This window comes from Microcystis sp. M165S2 (assembly GCF_020245885.1).
Classification (GTDB): domain Bacteria; phylum Cyanobacteriota; class Cyanobacteriia; order Cyanobacteriales; family Microcystaceae; genus Microcystis.
Genome location: NZ_JADBTZ010000426.1, coordinates 1 through 8,519, shown reverse-complemented (window position 1 = coordinate 8,519; position 8,519 = coordinate 1). Strand labels below are relative to the sequence as shown.

The following is an 8,519-nucleotide window of genomic DNA, read 5'->3' as shown; positions in this document are numbered from 1 at the left end:
TTAGTTTAACGTCTGCCGACTGCCCGGACGGCTCTGAATTTTATTTGTGGGCAGAATTGACCTTAGCCGTTAAGCTTCTATGCTGCTTGACCCGTCACCATTACATTTTCAAGGGCGATATTTGTTCCGAGGTACAAAGGATCGGGAGGTTTCCGTGATACTTTACGCGCTTTACCGCTTTCTCTATTCTAGCGAAATCCCTCGAAAGTGGAAACGCTACCGCGTTAGTTTCATTTTGGTCGCGATTCATCTCCCGTTAAGCAAGGGCGGCTCTAACGGGAGTCCTCTCGCTCCCTTGAGATAGATTCTGACACCAAATCCGTTTTTAATTGAGGAAACAACTTTTTTGTCTTAGCCTCAGTGGGAAGCTATGATATTTTCATGCTTGGCGGTGCCAACTTTGGCATCGAGAATATCTCCTGAATCCTGAAAATGCAATCCGTAGACTTTACCACCCTCAGCGCCACTTGTGCCGAAATTGCTGCCGTTTGGCTGCCGGCGAGACTAGAACAAGTGTATCAAATTGATCGCCAAACGATCGCCCTCTATTTACGAACCTTCGATCGCAAGGGATGGTTAATTATTTCTTGGCATCCCCAAGGAGCGCGGCTGCATATTGGTGATCCACCGCCAAAAGTCCCAGATACCTTCACTTTCAGCGCTCAATTGCGTCATCAACTCAATGGTTTTGCGCTGACAAAATTAGCATTTGTTGCCCCGTGGGAAAGAGTCATCGATCTACAATTTGCCCAACGTCCCGATGATCCGGCCCTGGGGCATTTGTACATAGAAATTATGGGCAAATATAGCAATGTTATTTTAACTGCGGCTGACAATCAAATTGTCACCGTTGCCCATCAAGTCAATGCCACCCAGTCTAGTGTTCGCACCGTACAAACGGGACAAATCTATCAACTACCACCCGTTTTATTGGCAACAAATCCCAGTTTAGAAGAATCCTTGAGCAGTTGGCAAGCCAGAGTTAGTTTAATCCCTAAAACTATCGAAAAACAGCTAGTTAGTACCTATCGTGGGGTTAGTCCGGTCATCGCTCGATCGCTGTTGCAAAAAGCCAAGATTAACCCGAAATTAAACACGGATCAGTTAAATAATACTGATTGGGAAAAGCTCTTTTCAGTTTGGCAAGAATGGTTAAAAATCTTGGAAAATAAAACCTTTCAACCCGGATGGACAAGAGAAGGTTATACGGTGATCGGTGGGGAGATACTGGCAGCAGCTAAAAATGTTCAAGAATTATTAAACCGTTATTATAGCGACCAAATTAATCAAGAAAGCTTTCGACAACTACAGCAAAAATTAAATCAAAAAGTCATCTCTTTACTGACTAAACTGCAAACTAAAGCGGCGGGATTTCAAACAAGACTAGCAGAATCTGCTCATGCCGATCGCTATAAAGAGCAAGGGGATTTATTAATGGCAAATCTGCAGCAAATACAGCAGGGAATGACTAGCATTACTTTGGCGGATTTCCAGACAGGAAAACCTGTAATTATTCCTCTCGATCCCGAAAGAAATCCCGTGCAGAATGCCCAATATTTTTATAAACAACATCAGAAATTAAAAAGGGCGCGGTTAGCGGTGGAACCTTTATTAGCGGAAGTGGTCAGTGAAATTAATTATCTCGAACAAGTGCGATCGAGTTTAAGTCAACTAGAGAATTATAGCAGCAGGGAAGATTTAGAGGCCCTAGACGAGATACAAGAAGAATTAATTCAACAGAAGTATCTAGAAAGCAATTACCAGCGTAATCGGGCGAATAACAAAGAATCCGAACCCATGCGCTTTACTACTCCCTCTGGAGTAGAATTATGGATTGGCAGAAATAACCGTCAAAATGATCGGCTAACTTTTCGTAGCGCCAGCGATTACGATATCTGGTTTCATAGTCAAGAAATCGCTGGTAGTCACGTTTTACTCCGTTTAACCCCCGGTACAGTTCCAGAAGCCGCCGATCTGCAATTTGCCGCCGATTACGCCGCTTATTATAGCCGCGCTCGCCATAGTGAACAGGTTCCCGTCGTCTATACCCGTCCCAAATACGTCTATAAACCCAAGGGCGCAAAGCCCGGTATGGTGGTTTACAAACAGGAAACGGTAATCTGGGGCTGTCCTCAGAGGGTTGAGGATTACCGCAAAAAATAATTTTTTACCAAATTGTTTACTTTTTTTTACACAAAATGGGTATTGTCTGTTACAATTTTTACTAGAGAGACAAATGCAGTTCAGGCGCTTGGGAACGCAAGAACTATATTTCCTCGGATTACAACAACAAACAACAGCAAACCAGTGGTAGCAGCCGATAGTCTCGGGAAAGACACAAAAAACCGACTATTCAGGTGATATTAAAGCGACCACTGGTATTTTATCCTCACCTAACCGCTTCTGTCACTTTCCTCAACTTTCTTTTCGGTTTCCGAGACTTATTGCCCAGATGAATGAGTTTGATTGTTGAGAATATTTGCTCTATCTTTGGGATGAAAGAGGGATAGGGCCCTTTGAGTCAGGTTTTTCCTCTCACTTTCCCCTAATAATCCTCCTAAATAGGGTATGCTGAAAAAGTTTTTCGTGGGGGTAGGGTGTGGGGTGTGGGGTGTGGGGTTTTACTCATTTTCAGGGGGTCAATTACCTAATTTTCAGGGAAAAAGTGCCTAAATTTCCCCCCCCCGAACACTCCTAGCTAAGGCACTTTTTGATTTCAAAAAAGCCTACAAATATTATCCAACAAGGTTTTTAGATTTATTCAGCAAACCCTAAATACTGTCTGAACCCGTTTTTTTGCGCTTCGCTCTTGAAGCAATTGTCAAACCGCCGACACCATCGGTCAAAGCAGGGAGGCATCGCTGCTGGGGTTGTCTCTTTCATCGCCGATTTCTCAACGTAAAGTGCTTACTCTGTAACGATTATACTCGATTGAACCTTTGTTGAGCGTTTAAGTCCCAATAGGGGGGCATAAATCGACTAAATCTTTATCTGGCAAGAGATTTAATTGATTAGTTCGCTCTAGATCGAAAACAGTTGACAAAAATCGCAGCAACACCTGTCTCTATAAGGGTTTCATTCCTTATAACCCCGTCCATTGCATAAGACAAACCGAAGAACCTCTCTTAAATTGGTCTAAAATATGGTAGAGTTCGGCTGTTATTCGAGAAGACTGCAGCTAACTGCTTTGCATGGGTTTTTAGTTGCGTTATTACTTTCAAGTCGGGAGTAACTGATCAGCTGTTGACCATCTAAATTACTCGTTAAGACTGCCTGAAGGCAGGGACTAGGGAGTCTAGGAGTTGGGAGTTTGGGCATTTGTACTAAAATTCCCAATACGCAGTTTAAATGCAGTACAGTTTAAACGACTCCCTAACCCCCATCACCTTTTTACTTTTTACTTTTATAAAAAGGTTTTTTGACTACGGTAGCGGGGTAGGTGGTGCCGCGGATTTCTACTTCGATCGCCTGTCCGATCGAGGCGAAAGGTGTGGGAAGATAGGCTAAAGCGATCGCGGTGTTTAAAGTTGGTGATAAAGTGCCACTGGTGACTTTACCCACCGCTTCCCCAGCGAATACTACCGGATAATCGTGACGGGCGATATGTTTGCCAGACATCTGCAATCCCACCAAGCGCCGATTGACACCATTAAGTTTTTGGTCTTCAAGGACATTGCGACCGATAAAATCGCCTTTTTCTGGCAGATGAACCAACCAATTTAAGCCTGCCTCTAGGGGACTCGTGCTATCGTCGATATCCTGTCCATAAAGGGCTAAAGCTGCCTCTAAACGCAGGGTATCCCGCGCTCCTAAACCGCAGGGAGTCACCCCTAAATTTAAGAATTCCGTCCAAAGTTGCTGTCCGATTTCAGGAGGGGCCATAATTTCAAAGCCATCTTCTCCGGTGTAACCAGTTCTGGCGATAAAAACTTTTTCCCCGAAAAGCTGGCTTTCCCAGTGATTAAATAGGCCAAAATCGCTTAATTTTTCCCCGACCAAGGGCTGTAAAATTGTGGCTGACTTGGGTCCTTGCAGGGCGATTAAGACCCTTTCTCGGGATAAATCCTTTAATTTGACCCCAGATCCCTCTAAATTGCCTAAAATCCATTCTCGATCTTTATCGGTGGTTGAGGCATTAACAATTAATACGCCTTGGCTTTCGCTTTGGTAGTAAAAGATAATATCATCGATGATACCACCGTCCGGGTTAAGTAAAACGCTATACTGTGCCTTTCCTGCGCTTAAACGGGCTAAATTAGAAGGAACTAGGGTTTGGAGAGATTGAACCAGATTATCTCCAGTTAAGATAAATTTGCCCATGTGGGAAATGTCAAACATCCCGACACCATTGCGGACAGCATTATGTTCGATTTTTAGGCCGCTAAACTGTATCGGCATCTCCCAACCCGCAAAAGGGGTAAATTTGCTGGTTTGTTGGGCAATTAGCTCGTATAAAGGGGTACGAATAGCGGGGGAAGTTGCTTCTTGGTTAGCCACGGTGATCTCGATCGAATGGTTTTCTGCCTAGAGTAGCATAGCAGTTATCATTTATCAGTGACCAGTTATCAGTTATCAGGAGACAGGAGATAGGGTGGTCACTGCGTGCGCGTTGCGGGGGGTTTTGGGGTGATAGGGTGTTAGGGTGTTAGGGTTTTAGGGTGTTAGTTGAAATTCCCCCACTTCCCCACTTCCCCACCTCCCCACCTCCCCACTTCCCCACTTCCCCACTTCCCCACTTCCCCACACCCCACTTCCCAATTCATAATTCCCACTCCCTTAACCTTTCTCGCACCCTGTCAATGGGAATTGCGAAACCGCAGCCCAATTTAACGGCATTTTCTAGGGGTTTAGGAGTAGAGGGATTGGCACAAAATAAACTCGCTTGGGAAATCATTCCCACCACTTGATTTTTATCGTTTAAAACTGGACTTCCCGACTGTCCAGAAACGACAAACATGGATAAACTTAAGGATTTTTCTTCATTATCATTAACAGTGCCTTTGCTGACAGTCCAATCTTTTTGATTAAAAGGATTACCGATCGAGATTACTGATTGATTAGCGGCAATTGGTAGGGGTGCTAAAGCTAAAGGTTTTAAATCTGGGGGGGGATTTTTTACCTCCAATACTGCTAAATCGAGCCAGTCGTTAGGGGGGGTAGTGTGGAGAATTTTAGCTTTTGAACGCTTGGGAATTTTTCCCTTGGGTGGTTGGCTATAATACTCGACAAAAATGCGCGCCTCTGCATCGATTTCTTGACGGGAATTCGTCACCACATGGCGATTAGTCACGATCCAAGCTGTGTCTTGATCTCGTTTTAATAACCAACCAGTGCCGATGCCATTTTTATTTTGACCACGAATGACAATTTTAACAATTGAGCGTTTTAAATTCACCAGAGGATCACTCTTAACACTGGGAATTATCTCTGGCATTTTTAATAATTCGGGATGATCATGAATTAATCGCCCCCGTTGGATTTCCTGTAAAATAAATCTAGCTTCTGATAAATTGGGATCAATTTCTACGGCCTGCCGACACCAATTTAGACCCTCATCGATCTGACCACTATTGATATAGGTATAACAGAGATTTTCGTAAATCTCGGCATTTTTGGGGCTAATTTGGCGCGCCTGTTGAAAAACTGCCATCGCTTCCCCTAGTTTTCCCTGTTCCGCTAAAGCTTTCCCTAAATAATTATAAATATCCCCATCTTTAGGGGCGTAAATTAAAGCCTGTCGATATATTTGCTCTGCTTGCTCCCATTTTCCCTGTTTTGCTAGGGTTTCTCCTAATTTTTTGTAGGTTTCACCCTGACTAGGTATCAATTCTAGAGCTTGCTGATAGGCATAACTGGCCTCTTGCCAGAGTTGCTGTTCACTGTAGGCCTTTCCCAGATAAAAATAGGCTTTTCCCTGACTAGGATCGAGAAAAACCGCTGCTTGCAGAGCTTTCGCCGCCTCATCCCAACGTTGTAAACTATAGAGGGCTTTTCCTAGCTGAAATTGCGCTTTAAAAGTTGGTTTAATGATAATTGCTTTTTGGTAAGCCTCGATCGCCTCTGACCATTTTTCCTCTTGCGCGAAGATATCTCCCAAAGCCACTAAATAATTACTTTGGGAGGGTTCCATCGGTGGTTTATCATTAACGATAAAGGCATGATTATAGGCTTTTAAGGCTTCAGAATAACGTTTTTGACTTTGCAAAACCTGAGCGATTTTTATATGGGCTTGGCCCGAATTTTCGTGAAAAGATAAAACTGTTCGGTAAGCAGACAGAGCCGATTCCTTCTCCCCCGCGGCCAAAAGTTGATCGCCTTGCCAGAGATAAGCCAAGGCAATAAGATAAAAAATAGCAAAGGGAGCGGCGGCGATGAAGGCAATAATTACAAATATTTGCCAGGATTTGCCAGAATAGCGGCGACCGATTTTAATATCTTTTCTTTTCATTTCTTGGTTAGGATAGACAACAGGCCAGAGGTGGTTCGATAATCGACCTAGACCAATTTAGATGCGCGGGCCGCTTACACATATTTTTGCTTTTCCTGTTGCCCTTTCCGCAGTTCTGCTGCTCCTTCTTTCTGGGGTTTGAACGTAATTTTGTCCAACTACTTACCGATTACTGCTGCGAGCGCTGGGTAGGATTAACATAGCGTCACCGAAGGAATAGAAACGGAAACGCTCTTGGATAGCTTCTTGATACAATGCCAGTAGTCTTTCCCGTCCGATTAAGGCACTGACTAACATCATCAAACTGGACTTGGGTAGGTGAAAATTAGTGATCATGCCGTCGATAACCCGCCATTGATAACCCGGATAGACAAATAAATTCGTTTTTCCCTGAAAAGCGGTTAATTTCTCGCTCTTACTTTCTTTAATTGCCCCTTCCAAGGCGCGAGCTACCGTGGTTCCCACGGCGATAACCCGGCCACCTCTAGCCTTTGTTTGGGCGATTTTTTCGGCAGTTTCGGCGCAAATCTGCAAAAATTCTTGGTGCATTAGGTGTTCTGTAATATTTTCCACTTCCACGGGACGAAAGGTTCCCACTCCCACATGAAGGGTGACATAGGCGGTATCTATACCCTTCTGAGCGAGCTTATGGAATAATTCGGGAGTAAAATGTAATCCGGCCGTGGGAGCGGCCACAGAACCCTGTTTATCAGCGTAAACTGTTTGATAACGGTCTTCTTCCGCCTCTGATTCGGTGACGTAGGGGGGGAAAGGAATATGACCGTACTCCTTCAACATATCCCAAAAACTGCGCTGGGGATGACGTTGAAATTCCAGCAGACGACCACCGGTGTTCAGATCTCGATCGATTACTTTCGCTAACCATAATTTTTCTTGGTCTTCCGTCGGCCCTGTTTTCGGATAAAAAAGGACTTCTGAACCGACTTTAAAGCGTTTTCCCGGTTTCACCAGAGATAACCAACGATGGTCATCTTGTTCTTCTAATAGTAATATTTCTACGGGTGCGCCCGTGGTTTTACGTCCAAATAAACGGGCCGGAATCACGCAGGTATCGTTGAAAACCAGCAAATCCCCCGACTCTAACCAAGTGGGTAAATCCCGAAAAATAGCTAAATTATGACTATTGGGAGAATCTACCACCAAAAGACGGGAACTATCCCGGGTTTCGGCGGGATTTTGGGCAATTAACTCTGGAGGAAGGTGATAATCGTAGCTGGAGAGTAATTGGTCAGGGATCATCGTCATTATCATCATAAAGAGCTTCGCAAAAGTTGGGTAATCCTACCCAGGCGAACTTCACTAAATCGGGGATTTCTCCCCTTGGTACCTGGAACGGTTTATCGTCAGACTTAGAGATATAACACTAATCGTGACTATTAGCCAATAGCCCGGCGGCCACTATGGACTATCTCTATTTTCTTGCTAATGCTAGTTTAACGCTACGAGTCACCGAATACCTCCGATCGATGACTCATCTGCCTTCCTCCGTAATGACGGTTATCCATCAGATTAACGGTTGGGTGGTCAAGGTAAAGTTTAATCAAATGCTGACTCCTTGCCAACACGGTGATTTTCGCGCCTACATGAATGAGTTAGGGATTCCCTATCAACCGGAAATGCGTCTCCAGATGGTTTTTTGGAGTTTGGAAACGGGACAATCTCCTATTGATGTCATGCGTCGTTATCAAGTGGCGATCGTGTCCCATGGTACCCCGGATCAGCAAGATATAGAGGCTTTTCGGCAACAATTTACTAAGGGTTTAGGATACTGTCCTGAAACTCTAGCCTAGGGTTTATTTTCTCTCGGGATGATCTTCTAGGGCAACTACAGGACTTAAATCGTTGATGTGATCAATTAACTGATACAAGCGTCCGTAACTCTTGCCGTTAAAGTAAAAAACTAGACGAGTTGACACTCCTGGGCCTAAAGGCGTGAGGATTCTTGAGCTAATCACAGCCCTTTCTGGTTTCCCTTACTTAGGTCTTACACGATTATGTCTGAACCGAACCTACTAGAATATCACTTGCTATCTAGTTATCCTTTTTATGG

Annotated in this window: 5 protein-coding genes and 1 pseudogene; 2 read left to right on the top strand and 4 right to left on the bottom strand. The window is 44.2% G+C overall.

Annotation, left to right across the window (positions count from 1 at the left end; translation table 11 throughout):
- Positions 1-432: 432 nt before the first annotated feature.
- Positions 433-2,163: an Rqc2 family fibronectin-binding protein gene (locus tag IM479_RS21085; RefSeq protein ID WP_287685536.1), complete on the top strand. Its 1,731-nt coding sequence runs from the start codon at positions 433-435 to the stop codon at positions 2,161-2,163.
- Between the two features lie 1,227 nt (positions 2,164-3,390).
- Here IM479_RS21085 and gcvT read toward each other — a convergent pair.
- The 3 genes from gcvT to queA form a co-directional block, all read right to left on the bottom strand.
- Entirely contained in the window at positions 3,391-4,497 is a 1,107-nt protein-coding gene (gcvT, locus tag IM479_RS21080) for a glycine cleavage system aminomethyltransferase GcvT (RefSeq protein ID WP_287685534.1), read from the bottom strand.
- A 262-nt stretch (positions 4,498-4,759) separates the two neighbouring features.
- A complete protein-coding gene (locus IM479_RS21075; protein WP_287685532.1) occupies positions 4,760-6,448 on the bottom strand; it encodes a serine protease in 1,689 nt (562 codons plus the stop codon).
- Between the two features lie 162 nt (positions 6,449-6,610).
- Entirely contained in the window at positions 6,611-7,708 is a 1,098-nt protein-coding gene (queA, locus tag IM479_RS21070) for a tRNA preQ1(34) S-adenosylmethionine ribosyltransferase-isomerase QueA (RefSeq protein ID WP_287685537.1), read from the bottom strand.
- 161 nt (positions 7,709-7,869) lie between these two features.
- Between queA and IM479_RS21065 the strand changes: the two genes are divergently transcribed.
- Complete coding sequence (locus tag IM479_RS21065) at positions 7,870-8,259, top strand: hypothetical protein (RefSeq protein WP_002733765.1); 390 nt, start codon at positions 7,870-7,872, stop codon at positions 8,257-8,259.
- Positions 8,260-8,262: 3 nt separating this feature from the next.
- Here IM479_RS21065 and IM479_RS21060 read toward each other — a convergent pair.
- Positions 8,263-8,376: pseudogene (locus IM479_RS21060) on the bottom strand (LOG family protein); the annotation flags it as partial.
- Positions 8,377-8,519 lie beyond the last annotated feature (143 nt).